This window comes from Bradyrhizobium japonicum USDA 6 (assembly GCF_000284375.1).
In the GTDB taxonomy this organism is placed as follows: domain Bacteria; phylum Pseudomonadota; class Alphaproteobacteria; order Rhizobiales; family Xanthobacteraceae; genus Bradyrhizobium; species Bradyrhizobium japonicum.
The window spans coordinates 1,605,058-1,619,420 of the sequence record NC_017249.1; the positions used below are offsets into that span (position 1 = coordinate 1,605,058).

The 14,363-nt window shown below is 64.3% G+C and carries 13 protein-coding genes; 9 read left to right on the forward strand and 4 right to left on the reverse strand.

Going from position 1 to position 14,363, the window contains the following annotated elements; genetic code table 11:
• Positions 1-87 precede the first annotated feature (87 nt).
• Complete coding sequence (locus BJ6T_RS07465; protein WP_014491694.1) at positions 88-1,632, reverse strand: acyl-CoA synthetase; 1,545 nt, start codon at positions 1,630-1,632, stop codon at positions 88-90.
• A 203-nt stretch (positions 1,633-1,835) separates the two neighbouring features.
• Complete coding sequence (locus BJ6T_RS07470) at positions 1,836-3,008, reverse strand: acetyl-CoA C-acetyltransferase (protein ID WP_014491695.1); 1,173 nt, start codon at positions 3,006-3,008, stop codon at positions 1,836-1,838.
• Between the two features lie 237 nt (positions 3,009-3,245).
• Here BJ6T_RS07470 and BJ6T_RS07475 point away from each other — a divergent pair, with 237 nt between their 5' ends.
• The 8 genes from BJ6T_RS07475 to BJ6T_RS07510 all read left to right on the forward strand — a co-directional run bounded on the left by BJ6T_RS07475 (position 3,246) and on the right by BJ6T_RS07510 (position 12,416).
• On the forward strand, positions 3,246-3,824 hold the full coding sequence (locus tag BJ6T_RS07475; protein WP_014491696.1) for a TetR family transcriptional regulator: 579 nt from the start codon (positions 3,246-3,248) through the stop codon (positions 3,822-3,824).
• 67 nt (positions 3,825-3,891) lie between these two features.
• Complete coding sequence (locus tag BJ6T_RS07480) at positions 3,892-4,650, forward strand: SDR family NAD(P)-dependent oxidoreductase (protein ID WP_014491697.1); 759 nt, start codon at positions 3,892-3,894, stop codon at positions 4,648-4,650.
• Positions 4,651-4,844: 194 nt separating this feature from the next.
• Entirely contained in the window at positions 4,845-5,651 is an 807-nt protein-coding gene (locus BJ6T_RS07485) for an enoyl-CoA hydratase/isomerase family protein (RefSeq protein WP_014491698.1), read from the forward strand.
• A gap of 44 nt (positions 5,652-5,695) precedes the next feature.
• Positions 5,696-7,567 carry an AMP-binding protein gene (locus BJ6T_RS07490; RefSeq protein WP_014491699.1) on the forward strand — a complete coding sequence of 624 codons (1,872 nt, stop codon included), beginning with the start codon at positions 5,696-5,698 and terminating at the stop codon, positions 7,565-7,567.
• Positions 7,568-7,725: 158 nt separating this feature from the next.
• Entirely contained in the window at positions 7,726-8,853 is a 1,128-nt protein-coding gene (locus tag BJ6T_RS07495; RefSeq protein ID WP_014491700.1) for an acyl-CoA dehydrogenase family protein, read from the forward strand.
• A 116-nt stretch (positions 8,854-8,969) separates the two neighbouring features.
• Positions 8,970-10,211 carry an acyl-CoA dehydrogenase gene (locus BJ6T_RS07500; RefSeq protein ID WP_014491701.1) on the forward strand — a complete coding sequence of 414 codons (1,242 nt, stop codon included), beginning with the start codon at positions 8,970-8,972 and terminating at the stop codon, positions 10,209-10,211.
• A gap of 128 nt (positions 10,212-10,339) precedes the next feature.
• On the forward strand, positions 10,340-11,584 hold the full coding sequence (locus BJ6T_RS07505) for an acyl-CoA dehydrogenase (protein WP_014491702.1): 1,245 nt from the start codon (positions 10,340-10,342) through the stop codon (positions 11,582-11,584).
• Between the two features lie 133 nt (positions 11,585-11,717).
• Positions 11,718-12,416, forward strand: coding sequence for a nitroreductase (locus tag BJ6T_RS07510; RefSeq protein WP_014491703.1), 699 nt, complete (start codon positions 11,718-11,720; stop codon positions 12,414-12,416).
• Positions 12,417-12,513: 97 nt separating this feature from the next.
• Here the strand turns inward: BJ6T_RS07510 and BJ6T_RS07515 are convergent, their stop codons facing one another.
• Together BJ6T_RS07515 and BJ6T_RS07520 are read right to left on the reverse strand one after the other, a co-directional pair.
• Positions 12,514-13,062, reverse strand: a complete 549-nt coding sequence (locus BJ6T_RS07515; RefSeq protein ID WP_014491704.1) for a sigma-70 family RNA polymerase sigma factor — start codon at positions 13,060-13,062, stop codon at positions 12,514-12,516.
• Positions 13,062-13,295 (reverse strand): NepR family anti-sigma factor, encoded by a 234-nt coding sequence (locus BJ6T_RS07520; RefSeq protein WP_014491705.1) that lies wholly within the window; start codon positions 13,293-13,295, stop codon positions 13,062-13,064. Before BJ6T_RS07520 ends, BJ6T_RS07515 begins: the two co-directional genes overlap by 1 nt.
• Positions 13,296-13,516: 221 nt before the next feature.
• On the opposite strand from BJ6T_RS07520, the gene BJ6T_RS07525 reads away from it, so the two are divergent.
• A complete protein-coding gene (locus BJ6T_RS07525; protein ID WP_014491706.1) occupies positions 13,517-14,323 on the forward strand; it encodes a response regulator in 807 nt (268 codons plus the stop codon).
• Positions 14,324-14,363 lie beyond the last annotated feature (40 nt).

The following is a 14,363-nucleotide window of genomic DNA, read 5'->3' on the forward strand; positions in this document are numbered from 1 at the left end:
AGCCCGTTAGCTTAGGCGTTTGGAGAGATGGGTCCCGGCTCTGCGGCGCACCGCTACGCGCTGCACCGCGTCCGGGACACAAGACCGCTAGATCTTCGCCGCCGTCTTCGGCCAGTACCGGTCGCGCAGATGCCGCTTTACCAGCTTGCCCGTCGGCGTGCGCGGCAGCTCGGCTTCGAAATCGATCGAGCGCGGGCATTTGATCGCCGAAAGACGTGTCTTGCAGTAGGCGATCAGGTCTGCCTCCAGAGCCTTGCCGGCGCGGCTCATGTCGTGCGGCTGCACCACCGCCTTCACCTCTTCGCCCATCTCCTCGTTCGGCACGCCGAACACGGCGACGTCGGCGATCTCGGGGTGGGTGATGAGAACGTCCTCGGTCTCCTGCGGGTAGATGTTCACCCCGCCCGAGATGATCATGTAGGACTTGCGGTCGGTGAGGAACAGGAAGCCGTCCTTGTCGAGATAGCCGACGTCGCCGAGCGTCGACCATCCCTTGGCGTTGTAGGCCTTCTTCGTCTTCTCAGGATCGTTGTGATAGGTGAAAACCGGCGCATCGGCGAAATAGACCGTGCCGATCTCGCCCGTCGGCTGCTCCTCGTCGTTCTCGTCCAGGATCTTGATCTTGCCGACCACGGCGCGGCCGACGCTGCCGCGATGCTCCAGCCATTGCTGCGAATTGCAGACGGTGACGCCGTTGCCTTCGGAGCCGGCGTAATACTCGATCAGGATCGGTCCCCACCATTCGATCATCTTGGCTTTGACGTCGACGGGGCAGGGGGCAGCGGCGTGGATCGCGCCCTTCAGCGTCGAGACGTTGTACTTGGCGCGGACCTCGTCCGGCAGCTTCAGCATGCGCACGAACATGGTCGGCACCAGCTGTGACTGGGTGACCTTGTATTTTTCGACCAGCTTGAGAAAATCCTCGGCGTCAAAGTGTTCCATGATGATGGAGGTGCCGCCGAGCACGATCGCCATCATGTTGAAGCGCAGCGGGGCCGCGTGATAGAGCGGCGCCGGCGAGAGATAGGTGCTCTCCGCATTCATGCCGCACATGTCGGCGCAGAGCACGCGCAGGAAGGCGTTCGGCACGTCGATCTTGTTGCCCTCGAACGCTTTCTTGATGCCCTTCGGACGGCCGGTGGTGCCCGACGAATACAGCATGTCGTAGCCGGCGACTTCGTCCGCGATCGGCGTTGTCGGCTGTGCGGACGCTTCCTTGTCGTAGGAGCGGAAGCCGGACTGGGGCTCGTCGACCATGTAGAAGATCGGCTCGCCCGCGGTCCCCTTGATCAGGGCCTTGATCTGGTCGGCGCATTTCGGCGTGGTGATCACGACCTTGGCGCCGCAATCGCCGATGATGTAGTCGATCTCGTCCTGCTTCAGATAGCGGCTGATGGCGGTGTAATAGAGCCCGCTGCGTTGCGCCGCCCAGCAGATCTCCATGAACGCGAGACGGTTTTCCATCAAGAGCGCGATGTGGTCGCCGGCCTTCAGGCCGAGCGAGCGGAACAGGTTCGCGCCCTGGTTCGAGAGCTCGTCGAGCTCGCGATAGGTGATCGCCTTGCCGGTCCCGGCCATCTGGTAGGCGATCTTGTCGGGCGTCGTGCTGGCGTAGATGGAGGGATGGGTCATCGCGGATATCTCGCAACAGAGAAGGTGTCGTCCCGGCCTGGTGCGCAATTGAGCACGGGAGCCGGGACCCATAACCACCGTTCCAAATTGTTGAAACGCGATGTCGCCCCAGCTCGCCCTAACCACAAATTCCCGTGGTTATGGGTCCCGGCGTTTGCCGGGACGACACCTTTAATGTGGCTGCGACTTACCGACGTCTCGGCTTACAGCCGCTCCACGATCGTCACGTTGGCCATGCCGCCGCCTTCGCACATGGTCTGCAGGCCATAGCGCTTACCGCGCTGGTGCAGGGCGTGGACCAGCGTCGTCATCAGCTTGGTGCCGGAGCCGCCGAGCGGATGGCCGAGCGCGATGGCGCCGCCGTTGACGTTGAGGCGGGACGGATCGGCGCCGGTGGTCTTGAGCCAGCCGGTCGGCACCGAGGCGAAGGCCTCGTTGACTTCGAACAGATCGATGTCGTCGACCTTCATGCCGGCCTTCTCCAGTGCGCGCTTGGTGGCGTGCAGCGGAGCATCGAGCATGATGACGGGATCGCCGCCGGTCATGGTCATGTGATGGATTCGCGCCAGCGGCGTGAGGCCGAGCTGCTTGAGGCCGCGCTCGTTCACCACCATCACGCCGGAAGCGCCGTCGCAGATCTGGCTGGCGCTGGCCGCGGTGAGCTTGCCGTTCTCGGCGATCAGCTTGACGCCCTTGATGCCGTCGAGCGTGGCGTCGAAGCGGATGCCCTCGTCGATGTGGTGGGTGTCTTTGCTGCCGTCGGCGCGGGTGATCTCGAGCGGCACGATCTCCTTCTTGAAGTGGCCGGCTTGCGTCGCCGCGATCGCGCGCTGATGACTGTTGAAGGAGTATTCGTCGAGATCATCCTTCGACAGCCCGTACTTCTCCGCCATCATCTCCGCGCCGGTGAACTGGCTGAACACGATGTTCGGATACTTCGCCTCGATGCCCGGGCTCTTGTAGTTGCCAAAGCCGTTCTTGGCCGGAAGCTGCGAGGACAGGCCCATCGGCACGCGCGTCATCGATTCCACGCCGGCGGCGATCACCACGTCCATCGTGCCGGACATCACGGCTTGCGCCGCGAAGTGCAGCGCCTGCTGCGAGGAGCCGCACTGGCGGTCTATCGAGGTGCCCGGAACGCTCTCCGGCAGCTTCGAGGCCATGATCGCGTTGCGCGCGACGTTGTTGGACTGCTCACCGACCTGCATGACGCAGCCCATGATCACGTCCTCGACCAGGGCGGGATCGACCTTGGTGCGATCGACCAGCTCGTCCAGCACCTTGGCGGCGAGATCGGCCGGATGCCAGCCGGCGAGGCGGCCCCCCTTGCGCCCGCCCGCGGTACGCGCAGCGGCGACGATGTAAGCCTCGGCCATGTCGGTCTCTCCCTGGATTGTTCTCTATCGAGTTGGATTGTCGGCGCGGATTTAATGGGCGCGATATCGTTTAGTCAATCGATCAATTAACTCTTGTGATGAGGCGCTGCTTCGGCTTATCTGCGGCCGCTTCAACCGGCGAGACCAGGGAACTCCGTGACTACCAGCGTACCGAACAGGCTCCCGAGCGGAAAGAATTCCACGGCAGAGAAATTGCTCGTGGCCGCGAGCGAGCTGATGATCGAACGCTCCTCGATCGAGATCTCGCTCTCCGACATCGCCCAGAAGTCGGGCGCCAATGCCGCGCTGGTCAAATATCATTTCGGCAACAAGGACGGCCTCTTGCTGGCGCTGCTCGCGCGCGATGCCGCGACCGAGATGTCCAACCTGGAATATCTGCTGGCGCAACCGATCACATCGACGGCGAAGCTGAAGCTGCACATCGCCGGCATCATCCGCGCCTATTACCGGTTCCCCTACATGAACCGGCTGATCCACTACCTGCTGCATGAGACCAATGCGGGCTCTGCCGACGAAGTCTCAAAGTTCTTCGTCGCGCCGCTGCTTGATTTCCATCGCCGCCTGCTCGCTGAGGGCATCAGCCGCGGCGAGTTCCGCGCCACCGATCCAGTGCTGTTCTACACCAGCCTGATCGGCGCCTGCGATCACCTGTTCTTCGGCCGGCACGCGATGTCTCGCGCGACCGGCGTCGGTCCGGTCACCGATGACGTCTGCCGGCAATACATCAAGCACATGGAAACGCTGATCTGCGGCGGCATCCTCACGCAAGCCGGGGAAGCGGCCGCGGCCGGATAATCCGGCCATCACTCTCAAGTCTAGAGAAGAAACGCCCAAGGAAAAGGCAGAGGAAAGGTAGCTTACGATGGAGTTGAAAGACGTAGCCGTTCTCATCACCGGCGGTGGTTCGGGCCTCGGTGAGGCCACCGCCCGCGCCATGGCGGCCAAGGGCGCCAGGATCGGCGTGATCGACCAGAACAAGGACAACGCCGAGAAAGTCGCCGCCGAGGTGAAGGGCGTAGCCCTCCATGCCGACGTCACCAGCGAAGAGCAGATCAAGGCGGCGATCGCGAAGGCGGAAGCCGCGCACGGCGTCGCCCGCGTACTGATGAACTGCGCTGGCATCGGCGGCTCGCAGCGCATCGTCGGCCGCGACGGCGTCTATCCGCTCGAAAAGTTCGCGCGCATCATCAACGTCAACCTGATCGGCACCTTCAACTGCCTGCGCCTGTTCGCCGAGCGCCTCGTCACGATCGAGCCGGTCGGCGAAGAGCGCGGCGTCATCATCAACACGGCTTCGGTGGCCGCCTATGAAGGTCAGATCGGCCAGATCGCCTATTCGGCCTCGAAGGGCGGCGTCGTCGGCCTGACCCTGCCGGCCGCGCGCGACCTCGCCAGCCAGAAGATCCGCGTCAACACCATCGCGCCCGGCCTGTTCTTCACGCCGTTGCTGATGGGTCTGAACGAGGAAGCCCGCAAGAGCCTGGGCGCCCAGGTGCCGCATCCCTCGCGCCTCGGCGATGCCAAGGAATACGGCGCGCTCGCGGTGCATATCGTCGAGAACGCGATGCTCAACGGCGAGACCATCCGTCTCGACGGCGCCATCCGTATGGCTCCGCGGTAGTAGAGGCGTACTCCGCTGCCGTCCTTCTCCCCTGGTGGGAGCAGGTGGCGCGAAGCGCCGGATGAGGGGTTCTCTCCGCGGAGACAGACCCCTCACCCAAGCGAACTCTGGGCTCACAGCGATCATGCCCTCTCCCACAAGGGGAGAGGGCGCAGCAATCGGCACCGCGATCGGCGGCAAGCAGGAGCGCTCCCATGTCCCAACCGCTGCTGATCGAGCACAACGACGGCGTCGACACGGTGACGCTCAATCGTCCTGAAAGCCTCAACGCGCTCGATCCCGCGCTGATCGAGGCGCTCAACGTCTATTTCCAGGGCCTCCAGCGCAACCGCGACACGCGCGTCGTCGTGCTGCGCGGCGCCGGCAAGAATTTTTGCGCCGGCCTCGACCTCAAGGCGGCGATGGCCCGCCGTGTCGGGCAGCAGGAACTACCCGGCGTCACCGAGACGCTCGACTCGCAGCGCCGCATCGCCGACATCGTGATGCTGATGCGGCGTTGTCCGCAGCCGATCATCTCGCTGGTGCAGGGCGCGGCGGCCGGCGGCGGGTTCGCGCTGGCACTTGCCTCCGATATCCGCATCGCGACAAAGTCGGCGCGGATGAACTGTGCCTTCATCAAGCTTGGCCTTGGCGGCTGCGATATCGGTACCAGCTACTTTCTGCCGCGGCTCGTCGGCGTCTCCGTCGCATCCGAATTGATCCTCACCGGGCGCTTCATCGGCGCGGAGCGTGCGCTCGCGGTCGGGCTCGTCTCGGAAGTCGTCGACGAAGACAAACTCGACGAAGCCGCTGAACCTTACGTCGATGCGATGATGACGGCCTCGCCCGTGGGGCTGCGCCTGTCAAAAGAATGTCTCAACATGAGCGTCGATGCGGGGGCGCTGGAATCCGTGATCGCGATGGAGGACCGCAACCAGGTCTTGTGCAGCCGCTCCGAGGAATTTTCGGAAGGCGTCAGGGCCTTCCTTGAGAAGCGAAAGCCTGTCTATATCAGGCGCTGAAACGAGAACGATCCGCAAAGGACGATAATTCCGGGAGACGCAAAATGAGTGGAAGCGCGGCGGCCGTGATGACGAAGCCCGCCTTTCGCAAGGTGGAGTGGCTGGCGCGCGACATCGACGTCGAGCGCCGCGGCGACGGCACGGTGGTGCTGAAGTCGCGCATTCCGCTGCAAGCCTACGAGACGCATCTTCCGGCCTCGCTGGCGAAATGGGCGAGGCAAGCGCCTGAGCGCATCTGGCTCGCGCAGCGCTGTGGAGCGAACCGCGAATGGCGCAAGGTCTCCTACGGCGAGGCCAAGCGTACCGTGGATGCGCTGACGCAGGCGCTGCTCAATCTCAGGCTCGACGGACGCCCGGTGACCATTCTCTCCGGCAACTCGATCGAGCATGCGCTGATGACGCAGGCCGCGATGCAGGCGCGCTCGCCGGCGGCCCCGGTGTCGCCGGCCTACTCCCTGATGAGCCATGATCACGTCAAGCTGAAATATCTGTTCGACCTGATCAAGCCGGCCGTGGTGATGGTGCAGGACGGCCCGACCTTCGAGAAGGCGCTGAACGCACTCGACCTCACCGGAGCCACCGTCGTTCACGTTGCGCGTCCCTGCGACGGCATCACGAGCGTCAGCTTTGCCGAGCTCGCGGCGACGTCCGTGACCGCCGATGTCGAAGCATCGATCGCGAAGATCACGCCGCAGACCGTGGGCAAACTGTTGTTCACCTCCGGCTCGACCGGCATGCCCAAGGCGGTCATCAACACGCAAGAGATGATGTGCGCCAATGCGGCGATGATGATGCAGGTGCGGCCGCGCGATCCCAGCGGTCCGATCTCGACCATGCTGGACTGGATGCCATGGAACCACACCATGGGCGGTAACGCGGCGTTTCACCCGGTGCTGGTCGATGGTGGCACGCTCTATATCGATGACGGCCGGCCGATGCCGGGCCAGTTCGAGGAGACGCTGCGGAATCTGCGCGAGATCTCACCGACCTATTACGCCAATGTGCCGGCCGGCTATGCCGCGCTCGCGGCGGCCATGGAGAAGGACGATGCGCTGTGCCGCTCGTTCTTCAAGAACCTCTCGATCATGGCCTATGGCGGCGCGCGCCTGCCCGACGATCTCTATGAGCGCATGCAGGCCCTCGCCGTGAAGACGACCGGCGAGCGCATCGTGTTCTACACCGGCTGGGGCTCGACCGAGACGGCGCCGACCTCGACCGGCACCTATTGGGACACCGAGCGCGTCGGCCTGATTGGCCTGCCGTTCCCCGGCGTCGAATTGAAGATGGTGCCGTGCGACTCGAAATACGAATTGCGCCTGCGCGGCGTCAACGTCACGCCCGGCTATTTTGGTCAGCCAGACCTGACGAAGAAGATGTTCGACGAAGAAGGTTTCTACTGCATCGGCGATGCCGGCATCTTCGTCGACGATGCCGATCCGGTGAAGGGCATCATCTTTGCTGGGCGTGTCGTCGAAGACTTCAAGCTCACCACTGGTACCTTCGTGCATGTCGGGTCGCTCCGCACCGATGCGATTGCCGCGGCGACGCCCGTTGTGCATGACGCGTTGGTTGCGGGACAGGATCAATGCTCGATCGGTCTGCTGGCCTGGCCCAATCTGCATGCGTGTCGCCAGCTGGCCGGCAATCCCGATCTGAGCTTCGAGGACGCCGTGAAGCATCCTGAGGTGATCGCCTGCTTCAGACGCGGCCTCGAAGCACACAATGCGGAATGTGGCGGCGCCAGCAGCCGCGCTATCGCGCGCGCAATGCTGATGGCCGAGCCGCCCTCCATCGACGGCAATGAGCTCACCGACAAGGGCTACATCAACCAGCGCGCCGGCCTGGAACGCCGCGCGGCGTTGGTGCAGCGACTTTATGCCGACAAGCCGGATCAGGACGTGATCGTGCTGCGATGAATGCGCAACTCTCTCAACTCGTCATTCCGGGATGGCCCGAAGGGCCAGGCCCGGAATCCATAACCCCTTCTGGTGGATATGGATTCCGGGCTCGCGCTCCGCGCGCCCCGGAATGACGGCGCAGATAAATGACAACGAATAAGCAGAGGTAGCCCGCCATGAACTTCGATTTCTCCGACGACCAGAAACAGCTCCGCGACCAGGCGCGCAAGTTCCTCGCCGAGAAGTGCTCGCCCAAGGCGGTCCGCGTCGTGCTCGACGGCAAGACTCCTTACGACAAGGACCTGTGGAAGGGCCTCGCCGAGATGGGTTTTCTCGGCGTCGCAATCCCCGAGGAGTTCGGCGGCGCTGGCGCGGGCCATCTCGAGCTCTGCGTGATCGCGGAAGAGATGGGCCGGGCCAATGCGCCTGTGCCGTTTTCCTCGACGGTGTATCTTGCCGCCGAAGCGCTGTTGATCGCGGGCAGTGACGCACAGAAGAAGAAATGGCTGCCGGCGATCGCCTCGGGCGAGGCGATCGGCACGCTGGCGCTGTTCGAGGGCAAGGGCAATCCGTCGCCGAAGAACGTCAAGCTCATCGCCGCGAACGGCGTGCTCAACGGCGTCAAGAAGCCGGTCGCCGATGGTGCGATCGCCGACTTCGCTGTCGTCGCCGCGCGCACCGGATCGAGCGGTCGCGACGGCGACATCTCGCTGTTCCTCGTCGACCTCAAGACCGGTGGCGTCGAGGTGAAAAACCTCACCAATCTCGATCCGACCCGCGGGCAGGCCGAGATCACCTTCAAAGACTGCAAGGCGGAGCCGCTCGGCGCTGCCGGCGAGGGCTGGAGCATTTTGACCCAGGTGCTCGACCGCGCCGCGGTGCTGTGCGCGTTCGAGCAGGTCGGCGGCTCCGACCGCGCGCTGGAGATGGGCCGCGACTACGCGCTCGACCGCATCGCCTTCGGCCGCCAGATCGGCTCGTTCCAGGCGGTCAAGCACATGCTCGCGGACATGTATGTGTCGGCGACGCTGGCGCGCTCCAACAGCTATTACGGCGCCTGGGCGCTCTCGACCAACGCGGCCGAGCTGCCGGAAGCCGCAGCCGCCGCGCGCATCAGCGCGACGCAGGCGTTCCAGCACTGCGCCAAGAACAACATCCAGGTTCACGGCGGCATGGGTTTCACCTGGGAGTTCGACTGCCACATGTACTACCGCCGCGCCAACGCCATGGCGCTGGGGCTCGGCAGCCTGTCCTACTGGGAAGACCAGTTGATCGACCGCATGCGCAAGAAGAACGCGGCGTAACAGATGATTTGTAGGATGGGTAGAGCGTAGCGAAACCCATCATGACGCGGGTGGTCTAACAGATGGGTTTCGCTTCGCTCTACCCATCCTACGACGCCGGCCAGGGATGAGAGACCATGAACTTCGACGACACCCCGCAGGAAGCCGAATTCCGCGCCACAGCCCGCGCCTGGATCGGTGCGAACGCGCCGAAGCAATACGAGGAGGAGCTGCGCAAATCCTCGCTCGGCCGCACCCAGCTCAAGAACGCCAATATTCTCGAGGTCGCCAAGGCCTGGCAGAAGAAGAAAGCCGATGCCGGCTGGGCCTGCCTGCACTGGCCGAAGGAGTATGGCGGCCGCGGCTCGTCGCCGATCGAACGCGTGATCTGGCAGCAGGAAGAGGGGCCGTTCGGCCAGCTCTCCCGCATGTTCATCATCGGCCACGGCATGTGCGGGCCGACCATGATGGCGTTCGCGCGCGAGGAGCATAAGCGTACCTATCTGCCGCCGCTCGCCTCCGGCGAAAAGGTCTGGTGCCAGCTGTTCTCCGAGCCGGCCGGCGGCTCGGACGTCGCGGGCCTGCGCACGCGCGCGGAGAAAGACGGCGACGACTGGGTGATCAACGGCCAGAAGATCTGGACGTCGGGGGCGCATTATTCCGACTACGGCATCCTGCTCACCCGCACCGATCCGACCGTGCCCAAGCACAAGGGCCTCACCATGTTCTTCCTGGACATGAAGAGCCCCGGCGTCGAGGTGCGGCCGATCAAGCAGGCGAGCGGCGCCTCCGACTTCAACGAGGTCTATTTCACCAATGTCCGCATTCCCGATCATCAGCGCCTCGGCGAGGTCGGTGACGGCTGGAACGTCTCGCTGACCACGCTGATGAACGAGCGCAGCGCGATCGGCGCGGCCGTCTCGACCGGCTTCCCGGAGCTGTTCGAACATTGCTCCAGCCTGATGCTCGATGACGGCCCGGCGATCGAGGACCGCGCGGTGCGCTCGAAGCTCGCGAACTGGGCGGTGAAGGCGAGCGGGCTGAAGTACACCAGCATGCGCGCGATCTCGGCGCTGTCGAAGGGCGAGCGCCCGGGTCCGGAGAATTCCATCGGCAAGCTGGTGGCGGGCTCGATGATCCAGGACGTCGCGACCTACGCGCTGGATCTGCAAGGTGCGAGCGGCGTCGTCAGCGGCGAGGATGGCGAGCTCGCCGGCCGTTTCCAGGCGATGCTCTTGCGCGCGCCCGGCACGCGCGTCGAAGGCGGTACCGACGAGATCATGCGCAACATCATCGCCGAGCGGGTGCTGGGCCTGCCCGGCGACATCCGTGTCGACAAGGACGTGCCGTTCAACAAGATCCCGACGAAGGGAAGATGAGTCCGTGTCCCGGACGCGTAGCGCTGCTTCGCAGAGCCGGGACCCCGAAGACTACGATGGGCCCCGGCTCTGCAGCGCACCGCTTCGCGCTGCGCAGCGTCCGGGGCACGAAAGAGGAGAGCTCGAAGATGAATTTCGATGACACCCCGCAGGAAGCCGCGTTCCGCGAGACCGCGCGCAAATGGGTCGACGCAAATGCGCCGAAGGAGTTGCATGCCGAGCTGTCCAAATCCTCGCTCGGCCGCATCCGGCTTGCGAAGCACGACATCGTCGATGTCGGCAAGGCCTGGCAGAAGAAGAAGTTCGAGGGCAATTGGGCCTGCCTGCACTGGCCGAAGGAATATGGCGGCCGCGACGCCACACCGATCGAGAAGGTGATCTGGCAGCAGGAAGAGGGCGTCTACGGCAAGCTGACGCAACCGTTCCAGATCGGCGAGGGCATGTGCGGCCCGACCGTGATGGCTTTTGGCAGCGAGGATGCCAAGCGCCGCCATCTGCCGAAGCTCGCCTCCGGCGAGGAGATCTGGTGCCAGCTGTTCTCCGAACCGTCCGCCGGCTCAGACGTCGCGGGGCTGCGGACGCGCGCGGAGAAGAAGGGCGACAGTTGGGTCGTCAACGGCCAGAAGATCTGGACCTCGGGCGCGCATTATTCCGACTTCGGCCTCCTGATCGCGCGGACCGATCCGAATGTGCCCAAGCACAAGGGCCTCACCATGTTCTTCCTGGACATGAAGAGCCCGGGCGTCGAGGTCCGCCCGATCAAGCAGGCCAACGGCATGCAGGAGTTCAACGAGGTCTATTTCACCGACGTGGTGATATCAGACAGCCAGCGCCTCGGCGCCGTCGGCGAGGGCTGGAGCGTGTCGCTGACGACGCTGATGAACGAGCGGATGTCGATCGGCTCGCGGCTTGCGACCGGCGTCCCCGAAATGTTCGAGTTCTGCTCCAATCTGATGCTCGAGGACGGGCTCGCCATCGACGATCCCGCCGTGCGCTCGAAGCTCGCGAGCTGGGCGGTGAAGTCGAGCGGGCTGAAATACACCAGCTATCGCGCGATCTCGGCGCTCTCGAAAGGCGATCGGCCGGGGCCGGAGAATTCGATCGGCAAGCTCGTCTCGGGCATGATGCTCCAGGACATCGCGACCTACGCCATGGACCTCCAGGGCGCGGCCGGCGTTCTCACCGGCGCCGACGAAGAGACGGTGCAGGGCCAGTTCCAGCAGATGCTGCTGTCCTCGCCGTCGATGCGCATTGCCGGAGGCACCGACGAGATCTTGCGCAACATCATCGCCGAGCGCGTGCTGGGATTGCCGGGCGACATTCGTGTCGACAAGGACGTGCCGTATAACAGGATCCCGACCAAGGGGCGGTAATCCAGCCTCTCGATATATCGCGTAGGGCGGGCAAAGCGAAGCGTGCCCACCATATGCAGGTGCGCCGGGGAGAGTCTGTCGGTGGGCGCAGCGCTCCGCGCCTTTGCCCACCCTACGAAGGGCGAGCTAATTTATGGACGCTAAAGTCAACCAGAACGACCGCATCGGCGTGCTCGAGGAGCTCCTCAACGAGCGCTACTCCGTCCGCGCCTTCTTGGCCAAGGAGGTCGACCGCGCGACCATTGAGCATGTGCTGGCCACCGCGCAACGCACCGCGTCCTGGTGCAACAGCCAGCCCTGGCAGGTCATCATCGCCAGCGGCGCGGCCAAGGAGCGCTTCCGCCAGGCGATCTACCAGGAGGCGTCGGGCGGATTGGGTGACGATTACGACTTCACCCCGCCGCGCGAATATGTCGGCGTCTATCTCGAGCGCCGTCGCGAGAGCGGTTTTCAGCTCTACAACACGCTCGGCATCGCGCGCGGCGACAGGAGCGCCTACGCAAAACAGGCGCTGGAGAACTACAATTTCTTCGGCGCGCCGCATGTCGCGATCATCCACACCAACGAGCCGCTCGGCATCTACGGTGCGATCGATTGCGGCGCCTATGTCTCGAACTTCATGCTGGCCGCCCAGGCGCTCGGGCTCGGCACGATTCCGCAGGCGGCACTGGCGCGTCACTCCGGGCTGATCCGCCGCCACTTCAATCTGCCCGACGATCGCCGCGTGGTCTGCGGCATCTCGTTCGGCTATGCCGACGACGCCCACAAGGTCAACAGCTACCGCACCTCGCGCGCGAGCGTTGTCGACACCGCCACGTTCGCGGACGAGTGATCCCGTCTCGCGTCCGCCATCCGGTTGTCACACACGCGCAAAGGCGGCCGCAGACACGGCCGCCTTCACATTCGTCGCGGTCCGATTGACGCGGCCGTTATCCGCCGCTGCCGCCGATCACGGCGCGCACGGTCTCGTCCGGCCCGAAGTCCTCGGCGCCATCGACATAAAGCAGCGCAGCGAGCTTCGAGCGCGCGCGATTGACGCGGCTCTTGATCGTGCCGACTGCACAGCCGCAGATCGAAGCTGCGTCCTCATAGGAGAAGCCGGAGGCGCCGACCAGGATCAAGGCCTCGCGCTGGTCCTGCGGAAGCTTCTCGAGCGCGCCGCGGAACTCCTCGAACTCGAGATGCGCGTTCTGCGACGGCTGCGTCTTCAGCGTCTTGGCATAGTTGCCCTCGGCATCCTCCACCTCCCGCCGCCGCTTGCGATAGTCGGAGCGGAACAGGTTGCGAAGGATCGTGAACAGCCACGCCGGCAGATTTGAGCCGGGCTGGAACGAGTCGATGTTGGCGAGCGCACGCAGAAGCGTTTCCTGCACCAGATCGTCGGCGCGATCCGCATTGCCGCTCAGCGAGATCGCGAACGCGCGCAGACTGGGCACGGCCGCGAGGATGTCGTCACGTAGGGAGTCCGTGAGAGGCATTAATCCCTCCCATTGTTATTGTCGTTGGAGCCCCCGTCCGTTCCCACTTGGGATGCGCCTCCCGGCGCATCAAGCTTCTTGATCAGTTCCGCGAACCGGTCCGGGACCCCCTGCCGCACCACGTCATCGTACATGGCGCGCAACTGGTGCCCGATCCGGGACTGAATCTCCGGAGTGAGGCCTCCCTTGCCGGGGGTCGTGCTTTTGCTGGCTTGAGACTTGAGATCTTTCATGACCTGTTCCACGTTTCCCCGAGTTAAGTAACTGTAAAATCGAGAAGTTCTCTCAACCGGGAGCCGTTCCCTGGATAGGCACAATTCCAGGTTCGACAAAAAGTTCCCAGATAAGCGGAACTTTTCTTGGTGTGAGGCGTAGTCAGCCCAGCAGGGGAACCCGGGCCTCCCCGCTTGTTGCGTGGTTCGTCAAGGTCGGCCCGAAGATGAATGGAGTGGGGATGTCCCGTTCGCAGCTTGTTGCTGAACACTTGCCGTTGTTGCGCCGGTACGCGCGCGCCCTGACGGGCAGCCAGGCCTCCGGTGACGCCTATGTCGCAGCCATGTTGGAAGCGATGCTCGGAGATCCGTCCGTGCTCGACGAGAGCCATGGTCCGCGCGCCGGCCTGTTCCGGCTGTTCACCCAGATCTGGAATTCGGTCTCCGTCAACGATGATGCCGAGGTGACGACCTTGCCGATGCCGCCGGAGCGGCGGCTGTCGAACATCACGCCGCTGCCGCGGCAGGCGTTCCTGCTGCTCTCGCTCGAAGGATTCTCGGAAGAAGAAGTCGGCTACATCCTCGGCACCGACGTCGCCGAGACGCGGCGGCTTGCCGATGCCGCGGGACGCGAGATGGCGGCCGAGATCGCGACCGACGTGCTGATCATCGAGGACGAGACCTTCATCGCCATGGACCTCGAGAGCCTGGTGAAGAATCTCGGTCACAATGTCGTTGGTGTCGCGCGCACCCATGCCGATGCGGTGGCGCTGGCCAAGAACAAGCGGCCGGGCCTCATCCTCGCCGACATCCAGCTTGCTGACGGTTCGTCGGGTTTGGACGCCGTCAATGAGCTGCTCCGCACCTTCGAGGTGCCGGTGGTGTTCATCACCGCCTATCCGGAGCGCTTCCTGACCGGCGAGCGCCCGGAGCCGGCGTTCCTGATCTCAAAGCCGTTCCAGCCCGCGATGGTGTCGGCGGTGGCGAGCCAGGCGCTGTTCTTCCAGCGCAACTCACGCAACCGCGCGCCGAAAGCGCCGGCGGCGTAAGCAAGCCTCTATCAGACAAGAGGACGGCGCGTCGCGAGGC

Coding starts and splice junctions, on each gene's coding strand:
- BJ6T_RS07470 (WP_014491695.1), bottom strand. CDS start 3,008: ATGGCCGAGGCTTACATCGTCGCCGCTGCGCGTACCGCGGGCGGGCGC.
- BJ6T_RS07515 (WP_014491704.1), bottom strand. CDS start 13,062: ATGCCTCTCACGGACTCCCTACGTGACGACATCCTCGCGGCCGTGCCC.
- BJ6T_RS07525 (WP_014491706.1), top strand. CDS start 13,517: ATGTCCCGTTCGCAGCTTGTTGCTGAACACTTGCCGTTGTTGCGCCGG.
- BJ6T_RS07475 (WP_014491696.1), top strand. CDS start 3,246: ATGATCGAACGCTCCTCGATCGAGATCTCGCTCTCCGACATCGCCCAG.
- BJ6T_RS07495 (WP_014491700.1), top strand. CDS start 7,726: ATGAACTTCGATTTCTCCGACGACCAGAAACAGCTCCGCGACCAGGCG.
- BJ6T_RS07465 (WP_014491694.1), bottom strand. CDS start 1,632: ATGACCCATCCCTCCATCTACGCCAGCACGACGCCCGACAAGATCGCC.
- BJ6T_RS07480 (WP_014491697.1), top strand. CDS start 3,892: ATGGAGTTGAAAGACGTAGCCGTTCTCATCACCGGCGGTGGTTCGGGC.
- BJ6T_RS07510 (WP_014491703.1), top strand. CDS start 11,718: ATGGACGCTAAAGTCAACCAGAACGACCGCATCGGCGTGCTCGAGGAG.
- BJ6T_RS07500 (WP_014491701.1), top strand. CDS start 8,970: ATGAACTTCGACGACACCCCGCAGGAAGCCGAATTCCGCGCCACAGCC.
- BJ6T_RS07505 (WP_014491702.1), top strand. CDS start 10,340: ATGAATTTCGATGACACCCCGCAGGAAGCCGCGTTCCGCGAGACCGCG.
- BJ6T_RS07490 (WP_014491699.1), top strand. CDS start 5,696: ATGAGTGGAAGCGCGGCGGCCGTGATGACGAAGCCCGCCTTTCGCAAG.
- BJ6T_RS07485 (WP_014491698.1), top strand. CDS start 4,845: ATGTCCCAACCGCTGCTGATCGAGCACAACGACGGCGTCGACACGGTG.
- BJ6T_RS07520 (WP_014491705.1), bottom strand. CDS start 13,295: ATGAAAGATCTCAAGTCTCAAGCCAGCAAAAGCACGACCCCCGGCAAG.